This is a genomic window from Bacillus multifaciens, assembly GCF_030756675.1.
Lineage (GTDB): Bacteria > Bacillota > Bacilli > Bacillales > Bacillaceae_G > Bacillus_A > Bacillus_A multifaciens.
This window is the reverse complement of the sequence record NZ_JAVBXD010000001.1, coordinates 135008-158740: the sequence shown is the minus strand read 5'-3', so window position 1 is coordinate 158740 and position 23733 is coordinate 135008. Positions and strand designations below refer to the sequence as shown.

The following is a 23733-nucleotide window of genomic DNA, read 5'->3' as shown; positions in this document are numbered from 1 at the left end:
ATCCGGTATAACGGACTAAAATTGAAAATGGTAAACATATCAAGGGGGAAATTACAATGACATTAGAAATCTTCAAATACTTAGAAACTTACGATTACGAGCAAGTTGTGTTCTGTCAAGATAAAGAATCAGGATTAAAAGCAATTATTGCAATTCATGACACAACTCTTGGACCAGCTCTTGGTGGAACAAGAATGTGGACATATGATTCTGAAGAAGCTGCGATTGAAGATGCTCTACGTCTTGCAAAAGGTATGACATATAAAAACGCAGCAGCTGGTTTAAACTTAGGCGGTGCAAAAACAGTTATTATCGGCGATCCACGCAAAGATAAGAGCGAAGCAATGTTCCGTGCATTAGGACGTTACATTCAAGGATTAAATGGTCGTTACATCACAGCTGAAGATGTTGGTACAACTGTAGATGATATGGATATTATTCATGAAGAAACAGATTTCGTAACAGGTATTTCACCTTCATTCGGTTCTTCTGGTAACCCATCTCCAGTAACTGCTTACGGCGTATACGTTGGTATGAAAGCAGCTGCAAAAGAAGCGTTTGGTACAGATAGCTTAGAAGGTAAAGTAATTTCTGTTCAAGGTGTAGGGAATGTAGCTTATCACCTATGCAAACACCTACATGCAGAAGGTGCAAAATTAATCGTTACAGATATTAATAAAGAAGCTGTACAACGTGCTGTAGAAGAGTTTGGTGCAACTGCTGTTGAGCCAAATGAAATTTACGGTGTAGAATGTGACATCTATGCACCATGTGCACTAGGAGCAACAGTAAACGACGAAACAATTCCACAATTAAAAGCGAAAGTAATTGCTGGTTCTGCAAATAACCAATTAAAAGAAGATCGTCACGGTGATATCGTTCATGAAATGGGTATCGTATATGCACCAGACTATGTTATTAATGCGGGCGGCGTAATTAACGTAGCGGACGAGTTATATGGATACAATAGAGAGCGTGCATTAAAACGTGTAGAAGCAATTTATGACACAATTGAAAAAGTAATCTCAATTTCAAAACGTGATGGTGTGCCAACATATGTAGCAGCAGATCGTCTTGCTGAAGAGCGCATCGCAAGCTTAAAAAATACACGCAGCACATTTTTAACTAACGGCCATAACATTTTAAGCCGTCGCTAATTTATAAAAAAATTAATGTGAAAGCAGTAGCGACTTCAATTAGCAGTTGCTACTGTCTTTCTAAATAAATGATGGAGGGAGCAGCCTTGTCCGTGAATCGAATTCTTGTCATTAATCCTGGTAGCACATCTACGAAGATTGGTGTTTTTGATAATGAAAGACCTGTTTTAGAAGAAACAATTCGTCATGACGAAGAACAGATTGGGAAATATAAGCGTATTATTGATCAATATGAATTTCGTAAACAAACTATTTTAGAAGTACTTCATTCTCATGGCATTAATATTTCTAAGTTAAATGCTGTATGTGGTCGCGGCGGACTACTTCGTCCGATTGAAGGCGGTACGTATACGGTAAACGAAGCGATGCTAGAAGATTTGAAGAATGGTTATAGTGGTCATCATGCTTCTAATTTAGGTGGAATTTTAGCATATGAAATTGCTTCTGGACTTAACATTCCAGCGTTTATTGTTGATCCAGTAGTTGTAGATGAAATGGAAGATATTGCTCGTATTAGCGGGATAGCTGGCATGGAGCGAAGAAGTATTTTTCATGCGCTAAACCAAAAAGCAGTAGCTCGTAAAGTTGCAAAAGAGCTCGATCGTAAATATGAAGATTTGAATTTAATCATTGCACATATGGGCGGCGGTATTTCGGTTGGTTCTCATAAAGAAGGAAAAGTTATTGATGTAAATAACGGTTTAAATGGAGAAGGACCATTCAGCCCAGAGCGTGCAGGAACGGTTCCAGTAGGCCAGCTTGTGGAAATGTGTTTCTCTGGTGAATATTACCGTGATGAAATGATGAAAAAAATCGTTGGGCAAGGTGGCTTAGTAAGCTTACTTGGTACAAATGATGCAATTAAAGTAGAGAAAATGGTAGAACAAGGCGATCCGGAAGCGACGCTTGTTTATACGGCAATGGCATATCAAGTTGCAAAAGAGATCGGCGCGGCAAGTGCAGTTCTTCATGGTAAAGTAGATGCTGTTGTTTTAACGGGCGGGCTTGCATATAGTAAAATTCTTGTTGATGAAATTAAAGAACGCGTTCATTGGATTGCAGATGTCATTGTGCATCCGGGTGAAGATGAATTACAAGCATTAGCAGAAGGTGCACTTCGTGTACTTCGTGATGAAGAAACTGCAAAAGAGTATGCTGTACGTGAAAAAGAAACAGTAGCTAGGGGTTGAGTGATATGGCAAAAGAATACGATTTAGTCATCGTTGGCGGTGGTACAGGCGGATATGTGGCTGCTATTCGTGCATCACAATTAGGATTAACAACAGCGCTTGTTGAAAAAGAAAACCTAGGTGGTACTTGCTTACACAAAGGATGTATTCCTAGTAAAGCGCTACTTCGTAGTGCTGAAGTGTTTGCAACTGCAAAAAAAGGTGAAGAATTCGGCGTTGTAACGAGCAATGTAGAATTAAATTTTGCAAAAGTACAAGAACGTAAAGAGAAAATTGTTAGCCAACTTCATAAAGGTGTTCAGCATTTAATGAAGCAAGGGAAAATCGATGTATATGAAGGAATTGGTCGTATTCTTGGCCCATCTATTTTTTCACCGATGCCAGGAACGATTTCTGTTGAATTAGCGAGCGGAGAAGAGAATGAAATGCTTATTCCGAAAAATGTAATCGTTGCAACAGGATCACGCCCAAATTCTTTACCAGGACTTGAACTTGATGGTGAATATGTAATGTCATCTGATCATGCCCTAAAAATGGAAACGCTTCCTAAATCTATCATTATTGTTGGCGGCGGCGTAATTGGTATTGAGTGGGCATCTATGCTTGCTGATTTCGGCGTGGAAGTAACTGTACTTGAATATGCAAAACATGTTCTACCGCTTGAAGATCAAGATGTTTCTAAGGAAATGCAACGTTTACTTAAGAAAAAAGGTATTAAAGTTGTAACTGGTGCAAAAGTGTTACCAGAAACTTTAGTAAAAGATAACGGTGTAACGATTCAAGCTGAACTGAATGGTGAAAATAAAGAATTTAAAGCTGAAAAAATGCTTGTATCTGTTGGAAGACAAGCAAACACACAAAATATCGGCTTAGAAAATACAGATATCGTTGTTGAAAAAGGTTATATTCAAACGAATGAATATTATCAAACGAAAGAATCACACATTTATGCGATTGGTGATGTAATCGGTGGCTTGCAGCTTGCACATGTTGCTTCTCATGAAGGGATTGTAGCGGTTGAACACATTGCTAGAAAAGAACCGATGCCAATTGATTATTCTATGGTATCTAAATGTGTATATAGCAGCCCGGAAGTTGCTTCTGTCGGTTTAACAGAGCAAGAAGCAAAAGAAAAAGGCTACAAATTAAAAGTAGGTAAATTCTCGTTCCGTGCAATCGGTAAGGCGCTTGTATATGGAGAATCTGATGGTTTTGTAAAACTTGTTGTTGATGAAGAAACAAATGATATTCTTGGTGTTCATATGATTGGACCACATGTAACAGATATGATCTCAGAAGCAGGTCTTGCAAGAGTGTTAGACGCAACGCCATGGGAAGTTGCACATACAATTCATCCACATCCATCATTATCAGAAGCAATTGGTGAAGCTGCGTTAGCAGTGGATGGAAAAGCGTTACACGGGTAAAATTGAACCATTAGGAATGGATAGTGTATCGTTCTTGCTTTATAATAGAGCGGGGTAAAAAGGATTTAGGAGGGTGTTAATATGGCTGAAGTAAAAGCAAAACGCCATGAAGAGCTTGGTTTAAGCGATGAGCAAGTATTAGAAATGTATCGCACGATGTTACTTGCACGTAAAATTGACGAGCGTATGTGGTTATTAAACCGTGCAGGGAAAATTCCTTTTGTAATTTCTTGTCAAGGACAAGAAGCTGCACAAGTAGGAGCAGCATTTGCACTTGATCGTGAGAAAGACTATGCACTGCCATATTATCGTGATATGGGTGTCGTGTTAGCATTTGGTATGACAGCAAAAGAGCTTATGTTATCTGGATTTGCTAAAGCAGAAGATCCAAACTCTGGCGGACGTCAAATGCCTGGACATTTTGGACAAAAGAAAAATCGCATCGTAACAGGTTCTTCACCAGTTACAACGCAAGTACCACATGCAGTAGGTATTGCGTTAGCAGGACAAATGGAAGGAAAAGATTTAGTAACATTTGTTACATTTGGTGAAGGTTCTTCTAACCAAGGTGATTTCCATGAAGGTGCGAACTTTGCAGGAGTACACAAATTACCTGTTATTTTCATGTGTGAAAATAACAAATATGCAATCTCTATCCCTGTTGAAAAACAATTAGCATGTAAAAATGTATCTGACCGTGCAATTGGTTATGGTATGCCAGGATACACAGTAGACGGAAATGACCCGCTTGAAGTATATAAAGCTGTAAAAGAAGCAGCAGATCGCGGACGCCGTGGTGAAGGTCCAACATTAATTGAAACGGTATCTTATCGTTTAACAGCACACTCTAGTGATGACGATGATCGTGTATACCGTGACCGAGAAGAAGTAGAAGAAGCAAAGAAAAAAGATCCAATCTATACATTTGCAAATTACTTAAGAGAAGTAGGTATTTTAACAGAGGAATTTGAAAAACAAATGTTAGATGACGTAATGCATATCGTAAACGAAGCAACAGAATATGCAGAAAATGCTCCGTATGCAGATCCAGAGTCTGCATTAAAGCACGTATACGCGGAATAAGGGGGAACGTTTCATGGCTGTAATGTCTTATATTGACGCGATTACATTAGCAATGCGCGAGGAAATGGAACGCGATAAGAAAGTATTTGTATTAGGAGAAGACGTTGGTAAAAAAGGCGGCGTTTTTAAAGCGACAACTGGATTATATGATCAATTTGGTGAAATGCGTGCGCTTGATACACCACTTGCAGAATCGGCAATTGCTGGGGTAGCAATCGGTGCAGCGATGTATGGAATGCGCCCAATTGCAGAAATGCAATTTGCGGACTTCATTATGCCAGCAGTGAACCAAATTGTTTCCGAAGCAGCAAAAATCCGTTATCGCTCTAACAATGATTGGACTTGCCCGGTAACAATCCGTGCACCATTTGGCGGCGGTGTTCATGGTGCGCTGTATCATTCACAATCTGTAGAAGCGCTTTTTGCGAACCAACCTGGTTTAAAAATTGTAATTCCTTCTACACCGTATGATGCAAAAGGTTTATTAAAAGCAGCAATTCGTGATGAAGATCCGGTATTGTTCTTTGAACATAAACGTGCATATCGCTTAATTAAAGGTGAAGTGCCGGAAGATGATTATGTATTACCAATTGGAAAAGCAGACGTAAAACGTGAAGGTGACGATATTACTGTTATCACATACGGATTATGTGTTCACTTTGCTCTTCAAGCTGCTGAAAAATTAGCACAAGATGGCATCTCTGCTCACGTTCTTGATTTACGTACTGTATATCCTTTGGATAAGGAAGCAATTATTGAAGCAGCTTCAAAAACAGGTAAAGTTCTTCTTGTAACGGAAGATAATAAAGAAGGAAGCATTATGAGTGAAGTAGCGGCAATTATCGCAGAAAATTGCTTATTTGATCTTGATGCACCAATTGCTCGTCTTGCAGGTCCAGACGTTCCAGCAATGCCATATGCACCAACAATGGAGAAATTCTTTATGGTGAATCCAGATAAAGTGGAAAAAGCAATGCGCGAACTTGCGGAATTTTAATCGGGGGGACTATACATGGCTGTAGAAAAAATTACAATGCCTCAGCTTGGGGAGAGTGTAACAGAGGGTACAATTAGTAAATGGCTTGTTTCTGTTGGTGATCACGTAAATAAGTATGATCCGCTTGCAGAAGTAATGACAGATAAAGTAAACGCAGAAGTACCTTCCTCTTTCAGCGGGGTTGTTACGGAATTAATCGCTGGCGAAGGTGAGACACTAGCTGTCGGTGAAGTGATTTGTATGATTCAAGTTGAAGGTGCAAATGAAGTAGCTGCAACAGCTGTAGAAGAGAAAACAGAAGAGGTGTCAAAAACAGAGGTAGCTGCACCGGCATCAGCACCGAAAGCAAAGCAACCAACCGATGGTAAACCGCGTTTTTCACCAGCTGTATTAAAACTTGCAGGTGAACATAATATTGACCTAGATGCAGTAGTAGGTACAGGAGCAAATGGTCGTATTACACGCAAAGATATTTTAACATTAGTTGAATCTGGAAATATTCCACAAGCAGGTGCACAGAAGGAAGCTGCAGCTGCACCAATTACACAAGAAGCACCAGCAGCACCAAAAGCTGCGCCAGCACCTAAAACAGAAGCGGCAAAACCGGTATCTGTACCGACAATGCCTGGTGATATTGAAATTCCAGTGACTGGTGTTCGTAAAGCGATTGCTGCAAATATGCTACGCAGTAAGCATGAAGCACCGCATGCTTGGATGATGATTGAAGTGGATGTAACAGATCTTGTTTCATACCGTAATTCAATTAAAGGTGAATTTAAAAAGCGTGAAGGCTTTAATTTAACATTCTTTGCCTTCTTCGTAAAAGCTGTTGCACAAGCTTTAAAAGAATACCCACAAATTAATTCTATGTGGGCTGGCGATAAAATTGTTCAGAAGAAAGATATTAATCTTTCTATTGCAGTTGCAACTGACGATGAATTATTCGTTCCAGTTATTAAGCATGCTGATGAGAAAACAATTAAAGGTATCGCTCGTGAAATTACTGAGCTTGCAACGAAAGTACGTACGAAATCGTTAAAAGCTGACGAAATGCAAGGTGGAACGTTTACGATTAATAACACAGGGTCATTTGGTTCTGTTCAATCTATGGGTATTATTAACTATCCACAAGCGGCAATTTTACAAGTGGAATCTATCGTGAAACGTCCAGTAATTATGGATAACGGTATGTTCGGTGCACGTGATATGGTTAACCTATGCCTATCTCTTGATCACCGCGTATTAGATGGATTCATTTGCGGTAAGTTCTTAGGACGCGTAAAAGAAATTCTTGAAAATACATCTGCAGATAATACTTCTGTATATTAATGATAAAAAAGCTCGCCAATTGGCGGGCTTTTTTTGTATACAAATTCACTTTAATTTTTCTCTATATAAGTCGCTGCATGCAGAATACAACATAACCCATCTTCGCGTCCTCCTTTTGTTTTTCACGCTGGAGGTGGGAGGAATAGGACCTGACCGCTTCTATGCATGGCCAGCTGCACTCACCCATTTAAAAAAGAGGTTTTTATATGTTGTTTTATCCCCTTTAATATATTTGAGTTACAGTTGAAACCTTATAATGTTTTTTACATAGACAGTATAGATAAACGCAAACTAAAAGGATTACTTTTAGTAAGGGGTGCCGTCTATTATGCATATGCACATGTTTGAAGGGGCAAAGCATCTGTCGAGTTTGGAGTGGATGTTCCGTGCTATATTGGCATATGTTTTTTTAATTATTGTTGCAAAAGCGATGGGACAACGCTCTATTGCCCAGCTTCGTTTTTTAGATCTTGTTCTCGTGCTATTGTTAGGGGGAAATCTATCGAATGCATTGTCTGATGAAAAAGTAGGTCTTCTTGGTTCTATGATTACAACGTTTATTCTTGTTGTACTTCATATCGTAAGTTCCATTTTGACATTAAAATGGGATCGATGGAGACGTTTTTTAGAACCTGCTCCCATTATTCTTATACATAATGGTTCTATTCAGTTTAATAATTTAAAGAAAGCGCGGATTACAGTAGAGTATTTATTTTCTGAGCTGAGATTGCAAGGTATTACAGATATTCAAACTGTCAAACTAGCCTTATGGGAAGCGAGTGGAGTTGTTTCTGTGTTTCAGTACGCAGCGTATGAAAAAGTATCTCGAAAAGATATGAAAGTATATGCAGAACAATCACCTATTACATTTATTCTTGTGAAGAACGGAAAGATTCAAAAGGATGTTCTTTCTTTATTAGAAAAAACGGAAGAGTGGGTAAGAGCAGAGTTGCAGCAGGAAGTACCGATTCAATCCATTCAATTAGCGACAGTAGATGAAAAGGGACAAATAAATATTTTGCTTAAAAAGTAAAAAAATGAGCATTTTTCCATTTTATACATATGATACAATGGTGTGGACAAGCAAATAAAAAGAAAGGTTTGTTGAAATGGGATATGTGGAGGAATTACGGAAAATAGTTGGGCATCGCCCTTTAATTTTAGTGGGTTCAGTTGTTCTTGTATTGAATAAAGATGGAGAAGTATTATTACAACAAAGACAAGAACCGCATGGGAAATGGGGACTTCCTGGTGGATTAATGGAGCTGCGGGAATCACCGGAAGAAACTGCATACCGTGAAGTGTATGAAGAGACCAGCATTCGCGTGAAGAATTTGCAGCTCATTAATGTGTTCTCAGGTGCAAAACATTTTGTGAAACTAGCAAACGGTGACGAGTTTCAAGCAGTAACGACTGCCTATTATACGCATGAATATGAAGGAGAACCTACTGTAAACAAAGAGGAAGCAATACAATTAAAGTTTTTTCCGATTACAGAATTACCAGAGTATATTGTAGGATCGCATAAAAGAATGATTGAAGTATATGTAGAAATGATTCAAAATAAGTTAAAATTGTAATATAATGGTGATAGAGATGCGAAATTACAGTTCCGGTTGGTAGTCCGGACGCATAATTTTTTTAATCCCGCTACTAACGGGCAGTAACCCCCTACCTCAAAATTCAGAGAAAGCAAAGAGGGGATAACTTCCCGTAAGAGCCGATTGGTTCAACTAACCATCAGTTAGGGATGGAAAAACTTCTACTTATGGAAGTTTCACTTTATGTCAATAACCTTCCCCTCCGGGATGTCCAGCATTTCTGAATATGTTTGTAAAGGAGGGACTGTCAGTGAAATTGACAGTATATCATGACGGTCAGTATTTTGTAGGAATGATTGAACAAGAAAAAAATGGGAAGTTGTATGCAGTACGGCACATTTTTGGTACTGAACCGTCTGATGAAGAAGTGTTTTTGTTTGTAAATGATACGTTGTTACCGTATTTTAATCGCTTTGCAAAATGCGGAGTAAAGGTTAAACAGCAAAAACGTCCGAAAAATGTAAAACGCATGATTCGACAAGCAGCAAGAGAATTAAACACTTCAAAATTTACGAAAGCACAAGAAGCGATTCAGTTGTCGTATGAAGTGCATAAAAAAGAGAAGCAAGTGCAATCGAAAGAAATGCGGGAAATAGAAAAGCGGAAAAAGCGTGCCTTAAAAGTGCAAAAAGCGAAACAGAAGCATCGTGGTCATTAAGGAAAACGTCTTCGAGCGAGGTCTCGAAGACGTTTTTTAGTGAATTATGGCTACAAAGCAAGTAAGTTTACTTGTATTTTTGAAATGGTTATTGGTAAGATACAGTTAGAGATATGTGAGGAGGGAAAGCTTTGATTAACTTCAACTTTTTTATGAATGACGTTGTTCGTCAAGCTCGCGAAGAAATCGTAGCAGCTGGTTATACAGAATTAACAACGCCAGAAGCTGTAGATGAAGCATTGCAAAAGAAAGGCACAACACTTGTAATGATAAACTCTGTATGCGGCTGTGCAGGGGGGATTGCTCGTCCAGCAGCAGCTCATTCTATTCATTATGATAAACGTCCAAATCATCTTGTTACTGTATTTGCAGGTCAAGATAAAGAGGCAACAGCACGTGCTCGTGAATATTTTGAAGGATATCCACCATCTTCTCCATCGTTTGCACTATTGAAAGATGGAAAAATCGTAACGATGGTTGAGCGTCATGAGATTGAAGGCCATGAGGCAATGCAAGTTATTGCTAAATTACAATCGTACTTTGAAGAACATTGTGAGGAAATGTAATATACGTTTTTAGAACCGTTAAGAATGTAATCTTAACGGTTCTTTTTTATGTATAATATGAGTTATTTATGCAAATAAATATGCAGTATATATTTGTTTATTTACGTTGTATAAAGAAAAATAAATTTATTTTTATTTTATTTATTGCATAAAAATAAATTTATTGCTACAATACATTCATCGAATAAAAATTCTATAAAATAATTAAATATACATTAACTAGGAGGAAAAGTAATGAAGAAATTTTTATCAGTTTCACTTGCACTTATTTTAATCATGAGTATATTCACTGCTTGTAGTAAGGGTGGAAATGCAGGGAATGATAATAAAAAGAAAGTGTTAGTTATGGGAACGTCTGCAGATTACAAACCGTATGAATATGTAGATGCAAAAAAGAGTGAAGATGTTATCGGTTTCGATATCGATGTTATGAATTATATTAGTAAAGAACTAGGCTATAAAGTGAAAGTCAAAGATATGGACTTTGGTGGGTTGTTAGCATCATTAGAGGCTGGAAAAGTTGACTTTGTCATGGCGGGAATGACGCCGACAGCAGAGCGTAAGAAAAATGCAGATTTTACAGATATTTATTTTGTTGCTAAAAATGTAATCATTTCTAAAGAAGGTTCAAATATTAAAACATTACAAGATCTAAAAGGAAAAAAAGTAGGAGTACAAACAGGATCTATCCAAGAAGAAAAGGCGAAAGATTTGCAAAAACAAGTAGCGTTCCAATCTGAAGGACGTGACCGTGTACCAGAACTCATTCAAGAAATTCAAGCAGGACGTTTTGATGCAATTATTTTAGAAGATACAGTAGCAAAAGGATATTTAGAAAAAAATAAAGAGTTAAAGAGTGTGGAAATTCCAGAAGCTGCAGATGAAGCTGGTTCAGCAATTGCGCTTCCGAAAAATAGTGATAAGACAGCGGAGTTTAATAAAGTAATTAAGAAAATGAAAGAAAATGGAGAAATGGATAAATTAGTGAAGAAATGGTTTGGCGGCGAGAAATAAGCCGCCTTTCCATCTTCTAGGGAGGACTGACTTAGGATGAACTTGGATTTTTCGCAAATAACGCCTTCAATACCATATATATTAAAAGGTTTAGAAGTAACATTAAAGATTGTAGCTGTCGCTTCTTTGCTTGGTTTTGCGCTAGGGACGTTATTAGCGCTTTGTAAAATTGCTAGAATAAAAGTTTTGAGTATAATTGCTGATTTTTATACATCTCTTTTCCGCGGTACACCGCTTGTACTACAGTTAATGCTTATTTATTACGGTCTTCCGCAAATTACAGGATATGATATTTCAGCATTTTTAGCAGCTGTGTTAGCATTTAGCTTAAATTCAGGCGCATACATGTCAGAAGTGATTCGTGCTGGAATTCAAGCAGTTGATAAAGGACAAACAGAAGCGGCAATGGCACTTGGTATTCCATATGGAAAAATGATGCGAAATATTATTTTACCGCAAGCATTAAAAAATATTTTACCTGCATTAGTAAATGAATTTGTTACATTAACGAAAGAGTCCGCAGTAGTTACTGTAATCGGTGCAACAGATTTAATGCGCCGTGCGTATATTGTTGGCGGCGAGACATTGTCTTATTTTGAACCGCTATTATTTGTCGGTATGATTTATTACATTCTTGTTATTATTCTTACATTCATTGGGAAAGCGGTTGAAGGGAGAATGAAGAAAAGTGATTAAAATTAATGACCTTCACAAATCATTTGGAAATAACGAAGTATTAAAAGGGATCACAACAACAATTGGACAAGGCGAAGTCGTAGCAATTATTGGGCCGTCCGGTTCAGGGAAATCAACATTTTTACGTTGCATGAATTTACTAGAAATACCAACGGGCGGACAAATTTGTATTGGTGATCAGGATGTAACGAATCCAAATACAAACATTATGGAAGTTCGTCAGCATGTTGGAATGGTGTTTCAGCATTTCCACTTATTTCCTCATATGACAGTGCTAGAAAATATTACGTATGCTCCTCTTACTGTAAAAGGTACTGCGAAGGAAGAGGCAGTAAAAAAAGCTGAAGAATTATTAGAAAAAGTGGGATTACTTGAGAAAAAGGATGCTTATCCAAATCGCCTTTCAGGTGGACAAAAACAGCGTGTTGCAATTGCGAGAGCATTAGCAATGGAACCGGACGTTATGCTATTTGATGAACCGACCTCAGCACTAGATCCAGAGATGGTGAAAGAAGTATTAGAGGTTATGAAATCTCTTGCAACGACAGGAATGACAATGGCAATCGTTACGCACGAAATGGGTTTTGCTAAAGAAGTAGCCGATCGGGTTCTTTTTTTAGATGACGGGAAACTAGTAGAAGATACGAAGCCAGAACAATTTTTTACAGCGCCGGAAAGCAAACGTGCCCAAGAATTTTTGCAAAAAATGTTGTAACATGTAAACGTTACGTGAATAATAAGGGAAAAAGGATGACATTGTGTCATCCTTTTCTTTATACTTAAATTGAAAATAGATCGTACATAATAGGAGCGTTAACATGTTTAAAATTGGATATCGAACAGTGAAAACAGCAGCTGGAACCGCCTTGGCTGTGTGGATTGCTCAATTACTTCATTTGGAATTTAGTAGCACAGCCGGCATTCTTGTCATTTTATGTGTACAAAATACAAAAAGAAAATCATTAGAAGTATCTATTCATCGCTTTGTAGCTTGTTTACTTTCTATGTTGTTTGCATTTTTTATTTTTGAATCGATAGGCTATACACCGTTAGCACTTGGAATTTTATTACTTCTGTTTATTCCAAGTGCAGTAATGCTTAAGATTCAAGAGGGGATTGTTACAAGCTCTGTTATTGTTTTTCATTTATATTCACTGCAAAAAATTACATGGCCCATTGTTGGAAATGAGATTGCGATTTTAACGGTTGGAATTAGTGTTGCTTTGCTAATTAATTTGTACATGCCAAGCGTTGAAGGTGAGCTAAAAGAGTATCAACAAAAAGTGGAATCTAATTTTAAGACGATTCTATTTGAAATGGCTACCTATTTAAGAAATCGTGAAAGTGTGTGGAATGGAAAAGAGCTAATTGAAACGGAAACATTACTTGAGAGGGCAAAAGAAGTATCTTTTATAAAGCTGGAAAATCGGTTTATGCGTGAAGATGATTATTACTATCGTTATTTTCAAATGCGCCAGCAACAGTTCGAAATTTTAGAAAGAGTTATGCCGCTAGTTGCTTCATTATCTTGGTCATATGAACAAGCGGGTATGGTGGCGGATGTAATTGAAAATGTCGGGAATGGCATTCGCCCAGAAAGTACAGGGGTTATATCATTAAGACAGCTTCAAGAGATGCGAGAAATCTTTCGAGAAATGCCGCTTCCAGAAACACGAGAAGAATTTGAAACGCGTGCTAAGCTCGTTCAGCTCGTTTATGAAATAGAGCAATTTTTACTCATTAAAAGTCGATTTATAGGGAAATATAACATTAAAGAATTAATATAAGAAGGACGGAATGAGGTATGTCATATCTTCTTTCATTCATATTATTTATTTCCCTATCGCCTCTTTGGCCGCTAGGTGATAATCCGCGTGTTGGCGATCCGCTTATTATCGTTAATAAACAAACGAACCGACTTGCATATATTCAAGATGGAAAGATACAAAATACATTTCCAGTTGCAACAGGTAAAACGAATGATTTAACGCCAGAAGGTACATTTGATGTTGTGATGAAGGCAAAAAATCCGTATTATATTGCGAAGAATATTCCAGGTGGTTCACCGGAAAATCCGCTCGGTTCAAGATGGATAGGTTTTAATGCCAGGGGTACTGATGGTAGTAAATATGGGATACACGGGACAAATCAGCCAAGCTCCATTGGCAAGTACGTTTCACAAGGATGCATTCGAATGCATAAAAAAGATGTAGAGTATTTGTACGATCGTATTCCCATTGGAACAAAAGTATGGATTGTGAAATCAAAAAAATCATTTGAGCAGCTTGCGAAAGAAAAGGGTGCAATTGCTTACGAAGAAAGCCAGCAGGATATGTTGGCTTTTTGTTATATTATATCTTGTCTTGACATGTGTACATATAACATGCGTTAATGAGGATAACAAAAAATGAAATTTCCATTAGGAGAACTAGTACTATTCGTGAATATATAAATAAAGATTATGTGAAAAGGAGTTGCTGTTATGTATATGAATCATAGATTACCATACATTCAGTTCTTCATTGGTGCTCTTGCACTTATTACTTTCATATTGGCAACTTTTAATATATGTCCATTTTCATTAGCGGTCTTTTCTATTGCTCTTCTTAATTTTACTTTTGCATTAAGTGCTTATAATGAGCGGCAATATCCAAACTTTGTTCTTTCACTTGGAATGGGAATTGCGTTTAGTATTGCAGGACTTATTATTATGGCAACATAAAAGGGAGAGAACATCTCCCCCCTTTTTTTTACCAAAACATGCTTATACCAGTAAGTAATGTTGTAACAAGCATTGAAATTAACATGACATAAACCATAATTTTTTGCATTTTTTTACTCATCTTTAGATCCTCCTTGCGAATCTCCTCAATCTTATTGTATATACAAATGAAATTTGGTACAAGGGTCTATTATGAGACATTTTCTACATACATCCGTTTTAGTTTTTCAACATCTTTGTCTAGCTCTGCCTCCTAAGCCCTCATGTCTAAGAACCTTCCACACGAGAAGGTAAAAAATACCTTCTGTGTGAAAGAACCTTAGCCAACGGGCCTAAACAGTCGGCTCCGCTTTTCTTTATAAGTCGTTGCTATGTAGCAATATAACATGACCTGCACTTGCTTCCTTCTTTCGTTTTTACCCTCATACGTGGCAGAAAAAGGCCCTAACCGCTACTATGCATAGTCAGGTACTCTCGCCCACTTAAAAAAAGAGTTTTTATACACGGGGCTTAACCTGTAAAGTTTGAATTGTATAATTAGCAAGGAAAAGTTTCAACTAATCAAAATTTCACTTTATATATCTTCTCCTTCGAAACTTTTACAGAATTCTGTTATAATAGTCATTGTTACATACATAACGCAGGAGGCGCATTCTCATGATTAATCAAGAACGTTTAGTGAATGAATTTATGGAACTTGTGCAAGTAGACTCTGAAACAAAATACGAAGCTGAAATTTGCAAAGTGTTAAAAGAAAAATTCTCTTCTTTAGGCGTTGAAGTATTTGAAGATGATACAATGGGTGAGACTGGTCACGGTGCTGGTAACTTAGTTTGTACATTACCAGCAACAAAAGAAGGCGTAGATACAATCTACTTTACTTCTCATATGGATACAGTTGTTCCAGGTAAAGGAATTAAGCCTTCTATTCAAGATGGTTATATCGTATCTGACGGTACAACAATTTTAGGTGCTGATGATAAAGCTGGACTTGCATCTATGTTTGAAGCAATTCGCGTGTTAAAAGAGAAAAACATTGCGCACGGAAAAATAGAATTCATCATTACAGTTGGTGAAGAATCAGGTCTTGTTGGTGCAAAAGCATTAGATCGTGAACGCATTACAGCGAAATATGGTTATGCATTAGACAGCGATGGAAAAGTTGGAGAAATCGTTGTTGCAGCACCAACACAAGCGAAAGTAAATGCAATTATTCGCGGGAAAACAGCTCACGCTGGTGTAGCACCAGAAAAAGGTGTATCTGCAATTACAATTGCAGCAAAATCTATCGCAAAAATGCCACTTGGCCGCATTGATTCTGAAACAACTGCGAATATCGGTCGTTTTGAAGGTGGTACACAAACAAATATCGTTTGTGACTATGTAGAAATCTTTGCTGAAGCACGTTCTTTAGTAGACGAAAAAATGCAAGAGCAAGTTCGCAAAATGAAAGAAGCATTTGAATCTACAGCGAAAGAAATGGGCGGGGAAGCAGAAGTAGAAGTAAAAGTAATGTACCCAGGATTTAAATTTGCTGATGGCGATCACGTTGTAGAAGTTGCAAAACGTGCTGCTGAAAAAATCGGTCGTACACCATCTCTTCACCAAAGCGGTGGCGGCAGCGATGCAAACGTAATTGCGGGTCATGGTATTCCAACAGTAAACTTAGCAGTTGGATATGAAGAAATTCATACAACAAACGAAAAAATTCCTGTTGAAGAACTAGTGAAAACAGCAGAGATGGTTGTTGCGATTATTGAAGAAGTAGCGAAATAATCAAAGAAGAGGCTAAGTTGAAACGCATGGGGAAATTCCCCATGCGTTTTTAAATAAATCCATTTTAATTTTTCAACAGATAAGTCACTGTTATGCAGAATACAACATGATCGCTACTTGCTTTCTCCTTTTGTTTTAAACCTTGCATGTGGCAGAAAAAGGCCCTGACCGCTTTAAAGTGTACCCTTTGTAAAGGACATTTTAAAAAAAGCCTAGGCAGTTTTAAGAAGATGATTCCTGAATTGAATAGGGCTCATCTTTTTTAAATTCCATTGGCATCTGTCGTGATTGTAATATTTCATATATTGCTTTATTTCATGTTTTAGTTCAGCTAGGCTTGTACAGGATTTAATAAAGGCTTCGTCTTTAAAATGTCCAAAGAATGATTCTTGAGGAGCGTTATCCCAACAGTTCCCCTTTCTTGACATGGATTGAAGTAGCCCTAGTTTTTTTACTAACTTTTGGAAGCTTGGGTGTGTATAGTGAACTCCTTGATCTGAGTGAATTAAGGCATCTTTTGTCTTCTTGAACTTTCTGTTTTTCTTTAACCTTAAAAGGGTGTCTGTTGCTAAGTCAATGGTCAGACGATTTGAAACATTATAAGCTACTATTTCATTGGTGGAACTGTCCATAATCGTTGATAAATAAGCTTTTTTCCCTTTACCGTAAAATAAATATGTTATATCAGTTAGAAGTGTTTTTCCAGGCACACCTTGCTTAAATTGGCGGTTTAATAAGTTTGGAACAACTCGATGTTCTTTTGTAGCTTTCATTATTCTTTTATATGGATTAGCCTTTCTAATAGGACAAATAATGTCGTACTTTCTCATGATTCTTCTGATACGTTTCAAATTGTAGACAACCTTAAATTGACTCTCCAAAGTCATTTTGATTTGGCGTGCCCCTTTTCTTCGCTTTTTGAAATGTAATGCCTTTAAGATGATCTCTTTTGTAGTTTCATCTTCTTCATCTTTTCTCTTTCTTTGTTTTTGTGACTTCATTGAGAAATAATTATAATAACCACTTCTTGAAACTTCCGCTATTTTACACAAGTAACTCACCATATGCTTTAATTGATATTTTTCAATCACCGAGCGAATTAGGATATATTTCTGGGAAGGGATGAGAATTACTTGTTCATCCTCCTTTCTGCAAATCGAATCTTTTTTAATAGTTCATTTTCTGCTTTTAATAAATTAATTTGTGCTTCCAGAAGAGCATTTTTCTTCTCTAGAGTAAGATCCTTTGCCATAAATCGACCTAAACTATCAGCTCTTCTGTCACGTAAACCACTTATCCCGTTTTCATCGTAAGCCTTTTTCCATCTCTTACTAGCAGCCTTAATTCTATCCATTCCCAGAATTTCAACATCAAAGCTACACTCTTCAAAGATTTGTCTTGGAAACTTGCCTTTTTCTTTCTCTATGATAAATAAACGTTTAAATTCATCTGTATAAGTAATTCCCTTTGGTCTAACTGATTTTACATATTTATTAGATGATAGTAACTGCATTTCTTTTTCTGTAAAAATCTTTTTGCTCATTTGTTCTCCGTCTCCATGTTTTATTTTCAAGTTTTGTATTTCTTAATTATACAAAAATGTACCATACAGAGAGAGACTTTTTTAGTGTCTACTCTATAGGGTACATTTTACTTCTATGCATGGCCAGATGCTCTCGCCCGCCTAAAAGAAAGGAAGGGGTTATGTTGATTTTTTATTTGGATTTATATAGCTTAACAATGCAATAGCTCTTTTAGTGTTTTTACATTTTGGTGAAATATTTGCGGAGATGGCCAATTTAGATAGCTGTTAGGCAATTGAATCGTTTCAATCTCGTTGTTTTTTTGTGCAATTGCAGTTAAGTTATGTATATAATCGATTACTTGTAAGAAATTAATCTTTGTACCTACTGAGCCATGACCTGGTATGGCTATATCAATATCCATTCTTTCAACCTCTTTTAAAATATGAATCCAATTTTGCGGATTTGATTCTTCAAAAAATGTAGGGTGGCAATCAACAAATAATAAATCACCCATGAATATTACTTTATCTTCTGGAATATACAGCATAGCATCGCAATGGGAATGTCCGTCGCCTAATGTGAAAAGCTTTGCACTGCGCTTCGTTCCATGGAAGATGACTTCATCTATAAATGTTTGTTGTGGTAGTACTAACTCTAGTGTAGGTAATGAGATTTCTAGTTCACTTAAAAAATTAATTTGATGTTCTAAGTTCATATCATAAGTTTGCGTTAATTGATCCTGTAAAGATTGAATATAATTTTTTAGACCATGAATATCATTTTTTTGTTTATTGATTCGTGATGGATGAGCAGTTTTCATTTTGTCGTATGTCATTTGACTTGAAATAATGGTACTTTCCTTAAACGTTTGGTTCCCCCGAATGTGGTCTCCGTGCCAATGACTATTTATTACCCACGTAACGGGCTTATTTGTTATCGTTTCTGCTGCATATTTTAAATCTTCAGAAGCTTGTTGTGTATTAAATGTATCAAAAACAATAGTTGTATCCCCTAAATCAATAAAACCAGCATTTGCTGCAGCACCGCCACCTTCTTTTGCAATTGCTGCATATATCCCGTTACGAATTTTTTCGAGTCTAAAATGTTTGCTATCAAATGTTTCATTCATTTTCTTCTCTCCTTAAAAGTGTTAGCTATTTTGATTCTACTGCCTTCACAAGGCGAATAAACCAGTACAGAAAGATCCATGGAAGAATGTACAAAGTCGAAAATGACAGTAGAGACGAAAGAAGCCCATAAGCATCAATGCCTATGATTGGAAGTAGGAAATAGATGAGCAACAAAAAGAAAATAACTAGTAAAATTAGATAAAGTGGTTTTAGATGTGTAGTCATTTCTTCTTTTTACCTCCCCCTTGGATTTCGTATGTGGACATACTTCTATATAGTAACGATTCCATCCTTTCAAATATTGATTTTTTCACAAGTTTTTTGATAAAATAAAGAACAAACGTTCCTTTGGTGGTGAGAAAGATGCGTGAAATGTATCCGAAAAATGGCCGTGTCATTTTGCATGTTGATATGAATTGTTTTTATGCATCTGTTGAAATTGCACGTGATGCATCGTTGCAAGGAAAACCATTAGCGATAGCTGGTAATGCGAAAGACCGTAAAGGCATTATTGTAACGTGTAGTTATGAAGCAAGAGCGAAGGGAGTACGTGCAACAATGCCTGTTTGGGAAGCGAAGCGGCTATGCCCAGAACTTATTGTTAAGCATCCAAACTTTGAGTTATATCGGGAGGCTTCTTTTGCATTGTTTCAAATTCTGGCACGGTTTACAGAAAAAATTCAACCAGTCTCAATTGATGAAGGATATATAGATATAACGGATTGTTATGGGCTCGGTTCGCCGCTAGAAATTGCTCAAATGATTCAACAAACATTACTTACAGAATTACAGCTTCCGTGCAGTATTGGAATTGCTCCCAACTTATTTCTAGCCAAAACAGCCTCTGATATGAAAAAGCCACTAGGTATTACAGTACTTCGTAAACGTGATATACAAAAGCAGCTTTGGCCGCTTCCAGTTGAAAAAATGCATGGAATTGGAAAGAAAACAGCAGAAAAATTACAAGATGTACATATACATACGATAGGGGATTTAGCTACTGGAACAGCTCCTATTATTCGTTCTGTAATTGGAAATCATGGATTGGATTTACAAAAACGTGCAAATGGTATCGATAATAGAGAAGTTGATCCAAGTCAAATGGGGCAGTATAAAACGATCGGAAATTCTATAACGCTGCCAAAAGATGTAGATGAAGAGCAAGAGTTGTTAGGTACGTTAGAGCGCTTGTCTCAATCTGTTAGCCGAAGATTACAAAAACGTACCCTTGTTGCATATAATATTCAAATTACAATTAAATACTATAATCGCCGAACGATTACACGCAGTAAAATGTTAGACAATGCAATTTGGGAATGGCGCGATATTTTTCAGGCGACAATACGATTATGGAAAAAACATTGGGATGGTGATCCTGTTCGATTACTCGGAATTACTGCTTGTGAATTAGAATGGAAAACAGAGGCGATTAAGCAGCTTGATTTATTTTCATTTGAAGAAGATGCGAAGGCAGAACCGCTATTGAGTGTGATGGAGCAATTAAATAATAAATATGGAACGAAGATTATTCAGCATGGTAGTCAAGTATTTCGGCAACAGGAGAGAACGTTTCAACAAAAATTAGAGAATAAATTTACATGAAAGCTCATTTCCTTTTAGGGGAGGATGAGAGCATCTGGCCGTGCATAGAAGCGGTCAGGGCCTTTTCCTGCCACATGCGAGGTTTAAAACAAAGGGAGAAAGCAAGTACAGGTCATATTATATTCTGCATAGCAGCGACTTATATGTCGGGAAATTAAAATGTATTTATATAAAACAAAATCGCGCAGGTTGTATCTTCTGCGAGATTTTGTTTTATATTTGTTCTTTTTAAGAAATATAATAAATTTTTTATTTGTGTTTGGCTAATATCAGTTATATTAGTATTTTTTTTTGTTATTTGGAGTTATTTCATTAGCAATTTCCATATTCGCCAAATTTAAATTTGTTGGCATGATTGCCCTATTTTGCAGGCCCCGGAATAACAGCTGGAATGATCTCATCATATTGAACTTTCGGCTTGCTGCTAACCCAAAAACTGTTCCTATACCTAGTAAAGAAATCCAAATCCAATTTCTATTATTCCGTCTAATTCCAAACAATTGAAACACTCGCTGCGTGCCTCTTCCAAAATTGAATAATGATGTCAACCAATTTAAAATATTCATTTTCGACTCCTTGTAGAAAAAATTAGGGATAGATCATTAACGCCGTTCCCTATGGTTTATATTGTTGATATTTATATGGATTTATGATGGCAACTTATGTTAATCATTTATATTACTCTTTCCGATACCTTTTTATGTTTTAAATAGAAGAACTTTCGTAAATTACAATGTCTGTATTGGTTGGAGTAGAAATGCGCTGTGCGTAATATGTGATGGAAGAAGGAATATATTCTGGTACGGTTTGAACGGTATGCAATGCTATATATTCATGAATTAACTCTTTTAATGTGGACCAATGCAATTCTGATGGTGTTTCAGAAATGAATAAACTTACCCAACGATCAAAAGAAGAGGAGAAGTCAGTTTGCAAACGAAATGCTTCTTTCATTGTTTTAGCCACCTTCTATAAATGATAATATCATTTTACTACAAGACACGACTGGATGTTAGCTTTCGTTTTATACGGGGTTCATTTGCCATTTTTGCTTATATTCCGTAAGATAACAATAGAGATTATGAAATGCTTGGAGGATGCAACGTGGAATTTGTGTTTTTAGGAACAGGAGCTGGTGTTCCTGCAAAGGGAAGAAACGTATCAGCGATAGCTTTGCAATTATTGGAAGAGAGAGGTGCAACGTGGTTATTTGATTGCGGCGAGGCAACGCAGCATCAAATTTTACACACATCAGTGCGTCCGCGTCGCATTGAAAAAATATTTATTACACATTTACATGGGGATCACATTTTTGGATTACCTGGTTTGTTAGGAAGCCGCTCTTTTCAAGGAGGAACAACTCCGTTAACTGTATATGGACCAAAAGGGATTAAACAGTTTATTGAAGTTGCCTTGGCAGTAAGTACAACACATGTGAAATACCCACTTGAGATTATTGAAATTACTGAAGAGGGTACTGTATTTGAAGATAAACAATTTCTTGTGGAAACGAAGCGATTGTCGCACGGTATTGAATGTTTTGGCTATCGCATTGTAGAAAAAGATATTCCAGGGCATCTTCTTATAGATAAATTGTTAGATGAAGGGGTTAAACCAGGGCCACTCTTTAAGCGATTAAAAGATGGGGAAACGGTAGAGCTTGAAGATGGACGCGTACTTTGCGGGAAGGATTATATCGGGCCACCCCAAAAGGGCCGAATTATTACAATTTTAGGAGATACGCGTTATTGCGAAGCGAGTATTCAATTAGCCCAAGATGCTGATGTGTTAGTACATGAAGCAACGTTTGGTGCAGAAGATTCACAGCAAGCTCATGATTATTATCATTCTACAACAGAACAAGCAGCAAATATTGCTGTGCAAGCAAATGTAAAACAAATGATTTTAACTCACATTAGTTCTCGTTATCAAGGAGAAGCGTGGAAAATACTTCTCGAAGAAGCACAACAAGTATTTCCAAATACGGAGATTGCAGCGGATTTGAAACGTTTTCCTGTATCAAGGTAAGGGAAAAGAATGACAGAGATATCGCCTACATCTGTCATTCTTTTTTTATTCTCGTAAAACCGAAAAAATGTCCTTAATTTGAAATATTAAAAAATTTAAATTCTGCAAAAAAAGAGATATAATGAAAGCGTATTCATTGTATTTGTACAGTATAAATTTACACTTTGTATGTTTTTGTAAAAAAATGTAGTAAATCAAAAAGTGACAAGAGAGCACTTATATATTATGATAGCTGATGGTGTGTATATTATATGAATCCATTTTAATTTTTCGACATATAGATTGTGGTTATGCGGGATACAACATGTCCGCTACTGACCCGCTCTTTTTGTTTCACACATGGCATGTGGCAGGAAAAGGCACTGACCGCTTCTATGCATGGACAGATGCTCTCGCCCACCTATAAAAAGATGGTTTTATGTCGGTTTTTTAATTCGTATTTATATAGTTTGTTGAATGAATTCTATAAATTTATTAGTACAAATAGAAAAACAAAGAAAGCATCAACTTAATAGATTATTAGTAAGTAACTTTTTTCATAATGAAGATTTAGGGGGAACTGTTATGAAATATCGTTCAGTTTTTGATATTATCGGTCCGGTTATGATTGGACCATCTAGTTCGCATACAGCAGGTGCAGCAAGAATGGGGCAAGTTGCTCGTCAGCTGTTTCGTCATGAACCAGAGAAAATTATTATTTCGTTATATGGTTCGTTTGCGAAAACATATCGAGGTCATGGCACCGATGTAGCACTTGTGGGGGGAATATTAGGATTTGAAACGGATGACCCTCGCATTCCTCAAGCACTTGAAATTGCACAGGGGCGCGGAATTGACGTTACATTTATTGAAGAAGAAGCGCAAGCGGTCCATCCAAATACAGCGAAACTTCGTTTGTATAAAGGTGAGGATGAAATTGAAGTTGTTGCTTGTTCAATCGGCGGCGGGAAAATTGAAGTTGTGGAGCTCAATGGATTTGATTTGCAATTAACAGGTACAAGTCCCGCGCTTCTAATTGTAAATAATGACCGTTTCGGAACAATTGCTTCTGTTACATCTATACTTGCGAAGCACGAAATTAATATTAGTATGATGAGTGTTTCACGTAAGGAAAAAGGAAGAAAAGCGTTAATGGTTATTGAAACGGATGAGTTGTTAGCAGATAAAATTATCGATGAAATTAAAGCGCAGCAAAATATTTGTCAAGTAACAATTATGGATTAATAGCAGG

Annotated in this window: 26 protein-coding genes; 20 read left to right on the top strand and 6 right to left on the bottom strand. The window is 37.0% G+C overall.

Going from position 1 to position 23733, the window contains the following annotated elements; all coding sequences use genetic code 11:
- The first annotated feature begins 56 nt into the window (after positions 1-56).
- The 16 genes from Q9306_RS00895 (at position 57) to Q9306_RS00820 (ending at position 14440) form a co-directional block, all read left to right on the top strand.
- Complete coding sequence (locus Q9306_RS00895) at positions 57-1157, top strand: leucine dehydrogenase (protein ID WP_306194301.1); 1101 nt, start codon at positions 57-59, stop codon at positions 1155-1157.
- Positions 1158-1243: 86 nt separating this feature from the next.
- The gene (gene buk / locus Q9306_RS00890) at positions 1244-2347 is read left to right on the top strand and encodes a butyrate kinase (protein WP_306194299.1); all 1104 of its coding nucleotides are present in this window, start codon (positions 1244-1246) and stop codon (positions 2345-2347) included.
- A 5-nt stretch (positions 2348-2352) separates the two neighbouring features.
- Positions 2353-3774, top strand: a complete 1422-nt coding sequence (lpdA, locus tag Q9306_RS00885; RefSeq protein ID WP_306194297.1) for a dihydrolipoyl dehydrogenase — start codon at positions 2353-2355, stop codon at positions 3772-3774.
- Between the two features lie 81 nt (positions 3775-3855).
- Positions 3856-4857, top strand: a complete 1002-nt coding sequence (bfmBAA, locus tag Q9306_RS00880; RefSeq protein WP_306194294.1) for a 3-methyl-2-oxobutanoate dehydrogenase subunit alpha — start codon at positions 3856-3858, stop codon at positions 4855-4857.
- A gap of 13 nt (positions 4858-4870) precedes the next feature.
- Positions 4871-5854, top strand: coding sequence for a 3-methyl-2-oxobutanoate dehydrogenase subunit beta (gene bfmBAB / locus Q9306_RS00875; RefSeq protein WP_306194291.1), 984 nt, complete (start codon positions 4871-4873; stop codon positions 5852-5854).
- A gap of 15 nt (positions 5855-5869) precedes the next feature.
- A complete protein-coding gene (locus Q9306_RS00870) occupies positions 5870-7183 on the top strand; it encodes a dihydrolipoamide acetyltransferase family protein (RefSeq protein ID WP_306194290.1) in 1314 nt (437 codons plus the stop codon).
- A 328-nt stretch (positions 7184-7511) separates the two neighbouring features.
- On the top strand, positions 7512-8216 hold the full coding sequence (locus Q9306_RS00865) for a DUF421 domain-containing protein (RefSeq protein ID WP_306194287.1): 705 nt from the start codon (positions 7512-7514) through the stop codon (positions 8214-8216).
- Positions 8217-8292: 76 nt separating this feature from the next.
- A complete protein-coding gene (locus Q9306_RS00860; protein WP_306194285.1) occupies positions 8293-8763 on the top strand; it encodes an NUDIX hydrolase in 471 nt (156 codons plus the stop codon).
- 271 nt (positions 8764-9034) lie between these two features.
- Positions 9035-9442, top strand: coding sequence for a YjdF family protein (locus tag Q9306_RS00855; protein WP_306194283.1), 408 nt, complete (start codon positions 9035-9037; stop codon positions 9440-9442).
- Between the two features lie 152 nt (positions 9443-9594).
- Positions 9595-10008, top strand: coding sequence for a BrxA/BrxB family bacilliredoxin (locus Q9306_RS00850; RefSeq protein ID WP_306194633.1), 414 nt, complete (start codon positions 9595-9597; stop codon positions 10006-10008).
- Between the two features lie 234 nt (positions 10009-10242).
- Complete coding sequence (locus Q9306_RS00845; protein WP_306194281.1) at positions 10243-11022, top strand: transporter substrate-binding domain-containing protein; 780 nt, start codon at positions 10243-10245, stop codon at positions 11020-11022.
- Between the two features lie 36 nt (positions 11023-11058).
- On the top strand, positions 11059-11718 hold the full coding sequence (locus Q9306_RS00840; protein ID WP_020059482.1) for an amino acid ABC transporter permease: 660 nt from the start codon (positions 11059-11061) through the stop codon (positions 11716-11718).
- Positions 11711-12433, top strand: a complete 723-nt coding sequence (locus Q9306_RS00835) for an amino acid ABC transporter ATP-binding protein (RefSeq protein WP_306194278.1) — start codon at positions 11711-11713, stop codon at positions 12431-12433. Before Q9306_RS00840 ends, Q9306_RS00835 begins: the two co-directional genes overlap by 8 nt.
- Before the next feature lie 103 nt (positions 12434-12536).
- The gene (locus Q9306_RS00830) at positions 12537-13505 is read left to right on the top strand and encodes an aromatic acid exporter family protein (RefSeq protein WP_306194276.1); all 969 of its coding nucleotides are present in this window, start codon (positions 12537-12539) and stop codon (positions 13503-13505) included.
- Between the two features lie 17 nt (positions 13506-13522).
- Positions 13523-14110 carry a L,D-transpeptidase gene (locus tag Q9306_RS00825; RefSeq protein WP_306194273.1) on the top strand — a complete coding sequence of 196 codons (588 nt, stop codon included), beginning with the start codon at positions 13523-13525 and terminating at the stop codon, positions 14108-14110.
- 90 nt (positions 14111-14200) lie between these two features.
- A complete protein-coding gene (locus Q9306_RS00820; protein ID WP_306194270.1) occupies positions 14201-14440 on the top strand; it encodes a DUF3894 domain-containing protein in 240 nt (79 codons plus the stop codon).
- A 28-nt stretch (positions 14441-14468) separates the two neighbouring features.
- On the opposite strand, the gene prli42 is transcribed toward Q9306_RS00820, so the two are convergent.
- On the bottom strand, positions 14469-14561 hold the full coding sequence (prli42, locus tag Q9306_RS00815) for a stressosome-associated protein Prli42 (RefSeq protein ID WP_090914459.1): 93 nt from the start codon (positions 14559-14561) through the stop codon (positions 14469-14471).
- 536 nt (positions 14562-15097) lie between these two features.
- Between prli42 and Q9306_RS00810 the strand changes: the two genes are divergently transcribed.
- Positions 15098-16216: a tripeptidase T gene (locus Q9306_RS00810; RefSeq protein ID WP_090913962.1), complete on the top strand. Its 1119-nt coding sequence runs from the start codon at positions 15098-15100 to the stop codon at positions 16214-16216.
- A 212-nt stretch (positions 16217-16428) separates the two neighbouring features.
- Here Q9306_RS00810 and Q9306_RS00805 read toward each other — a convergent pair.
- From Q9306_RS00805 to Q9306_RS00795, 3 genes are all read right to left on the bottom strand, one after another.
- Positions 16429-17759, bottom strand: a protein-coding gene (locus tag Q9306_RS00805; RefSeq protein ID WP_306194265.1) for an IS3 family transposase whose coding sequence is annotated in 2 segments (ribosomal slippage) — positions 16429-17372 and positions 17372-17759 — 1332 coding nt in all. Because the reading frame shifts where the segments join, the coding sequence is not laid out codon by codon here.
- Positions 17760-17950: 191 nt separating this feature from the next.
- Positions 17951-18871 carry an MBL fold metallo-hydrolase gene (locus tag Q9306_RS00800; RefSeq protein ID WP_306194262.1) on the bottom strand — a complete coding sequence of 307 codons (921 nt, stop codon included), beginning with the start codon at positions 18869-18871 and terminating at the stop codon, positions 17951-17953.
- A 25-nt stretch (positions 18872-18896) separates the two neighbouring features.
- A complete protein-coding gene (locus Q9306_RS00795; RefSeq protein WP_090913966.1) occupies positions 18897-19097 on the bottom strand; it encodes a hypothetical protein in 201 nt (66 codons plus the stop codon).
- 138 nt (positions 19098-19235) lie between these two features.
- Between Q9306_RS00795 and Q9306_RS00790 the strand changes: the two genes are divergently transcribed.
- On the top strand, positions 19236-20474 hold the full coding sequence (locus Q9306_RS00790) for a DNA polymerase IV (protein ID WP_306194259.1): 1239 nt from the start codon (positions 19236-19238) through the stop codon (positions 20472-20474).
- A 278-nt stretch (positions 20475-20752) separates the two neighbouring features.
- Here the strand turns inward: Q9306_RS00790 and Q9306_RS00785 are convergent, their stop codons facing one another.
- Together Q9306_RS00785 and Q9306_RS00780 are read right to left on the bottom strand one after the other, a co-directional pair.
- Entirely contained in the window at positions 20753-21040 is a 288-nt protein-coding gene (locus Q9306_RS00785) for a hypothetical protein (RefSeq protein ID WP_306194257.1), read from the bottom strand.
- Between the two features lie 139 nt (positions 21041-21179).
- Positions 21180-21428 carry a DUF3932 family protein gene (locus tag Q9306_RS00780; protein WP_306194254.1) on the bottom strand — a complete coding sequence of 83 codons (249 nt, stop codon included), beginning with the start codon at positions 21426-21428 and terminating at the stop codon, positions 21180-21182.
- 150 nt (positions 21429-21578) lie between these two features.
- Here Q9306_RS00780 and rnz point away from each other — a divergent pair, with 150 nt between their 5' ends.
- Together rnz and sdaAB are read left to right on the top strand one after the other, a co-directional pair.
- Entirely contained in the window at positions 21579-22502 is a 924-nt protein-coding gene (gene rnz / locus Q9306_RS00775; RefSeq protein ID WP_306194252.1) for a ribonuclease Z, read from the top strand.
- A 564-nt stretch (positions 22503-23066) separates the two neighbouring features.
- Positions 23067-23726 (top strand): L-serine ammonia-lyase, iron-sulfur-dependent subunit beta, encoded by a 660-nt coding sequence (gene sdaAB, locus Q9306_RS00770; RefSeq protein WP_306194250.1) that lies wholly within the window; start codon positions 23067-23069, stop codon positions 23724-23726.
- Positions 23727-23733: the final 7 nt, after the last annotated feature.

What these genes read in the sequence shown, in the direction of transcription:
- Q9306_RS00820 (WP_306194270.1), top strand. Translation starts at nt 14,201, where the DNA reads ATGTATATGAATCATAGATTACCATACATTCAGTTCTTCATTGGTGCT.
- Q9306_RS00785 (WP_306194257.1), bottom strand. Translation starts at nt 21,040, where the DNA reads ATGAATATTTTAAATTGGTTGACATCATTATTCAATTTTGGAAGAGGC.
- Q9306_RS00780 (WP_306194254.1), bottom strand. Translation starts at nt 21,428, where the DNA reads ATGAAAGAAGCATTTCGTTTGCAAACTGACTTCTCCTCTTCTTTTGAT.
- Q9306_RS00800 (WP_306194262.1), bottom strand. Translation starts at nt 18,871, where the DNA reads ATGAATGAAACATTTGATAGCAAACATTTTAGACTCGAAAAAATTCGT.
- Q9306_RS00840 (WP_020059482.1), top strand. Translation starts at nt 11,059, where the DNA reads ATGAACTTGGATTTTTCGCAAATAACGCCTTCAATACCATATATATTA.
- Q9306_RS00860 (WP_306194285.1), top strand. Translation starts at nt 8,293, where the DNA reads ATGGGATATGTGGAGGAATTACGGAAAATAGTTGGGCATCGCCCTTTA.
- Q9306_RS00845 (WP_306194281.1), top strand. Translation starts at nt 10,243, where the DNA reads ATGAAGAAATTTTTATCAGTTTCACTTGCACTTATTTTAATCATGAGT.
- Q9306_RS00895 (WP_306194301.1), top strand. Translation starts at nt 57, where the DNA reads ATGACATTAGAAATCTTCAAATACTTAGAAACTTACGATTACGAGCAA.
- prli42 (WP_090914459.1), bottom strand. Translation starts at nt 14,561, where the DNA reads ATGAGTAAAAAAATGCAAAAAATTATGGTTTATGTCATGTTAATTTCA.
- Q9306_RS00870 (WP_306194290.1), top strand. Translation starts at nt 5,870, where the DNA reads ATGGCTGTAGAAAAAATTACAATGCCTCAGCTTGGGGAGAGTGTAACA.
- Q9306_RS00810 (WP_090913962.1), top strand. Translation starts at nt 15,098, where the DNA reads ATGATTAATCAAGAACGTTTAGTGAATGAATTTATGGAACTTGTGCAA.
- bfmBAB (WP_306194291.1), top strand. Translation starts at nt 4,871, where the DNA reads ATGGCTGTAATGTCTTATATTGACGCGATTACATTAGCAATGCGCGAG.
- Q9306_RS00795 (WP_090913966.1), bottom strand. Translation starts at nt 19,097, where the DNA reads ATGACTACACATCTAAAACCACTTTATCTAATTTTACTAGTTATTTTC.
- lpdA (WP_306194297.1), top strand. Translation starts at nt 2,353, where the DNA reads ATGGCAAAAGAATACGATTTAGTCATCGTTGGCGGTGGTACAGGCGGA.
- sdaAB (WP_306194250.1), top strand. Translation starts at nt 23,067, where the DNA reads ATGAAATATCGTTCAGTTTTTGATATTATCGGTCCGGTTATGATTGGA.
- Q9306_RS00825 (WP_306194273.1), top strand. Translation starts at nt 13,523, where the DNA reads ATGTCATATCTTCTTTCATTCATATTATTTATTTCCCTATCGCCTCTT.
- Q9306_RS00790 (WP_306194259.1), top strand. Translation starts at nt 19,236, where the DNA reads ATGCGTGAAATGTATCCGAAAAATGGCCGTGTCATTTTGCATGTTGAT.
- Q9306_RS00865 (WP_306194287.1), top strand. Translation starts at nt 7,512, where the DNA reads ATGCATATGCACATGTTTGAAGGGGCAAAGCATCTGTCGAGTTTGGAG.
- Q9306_RS00830 (WP_306194276.1), top strand. Translation starts at nt 12,537, where the DNA reads ATGTTTAAAATTGGATATCGAACAGTGAAAACAGCAGCTGGAACCGCC.
- bfmBAA (WP_306194294.1), top strand. Translation starts at nt 3,856, where the DNA reads ATGGCTGAAGTAAAAGCAAAACGCCATGAAGAGCTTGGTTTAAGCGAT.
- Q9306_RS00850 (WP_306194633.1), top strand. Translation starts at nt 9,595, where the DNA reads ATGAATGACGTTGTTCGTCAAGCTCGCGAAGAAATCGTAGCAGCTGGT.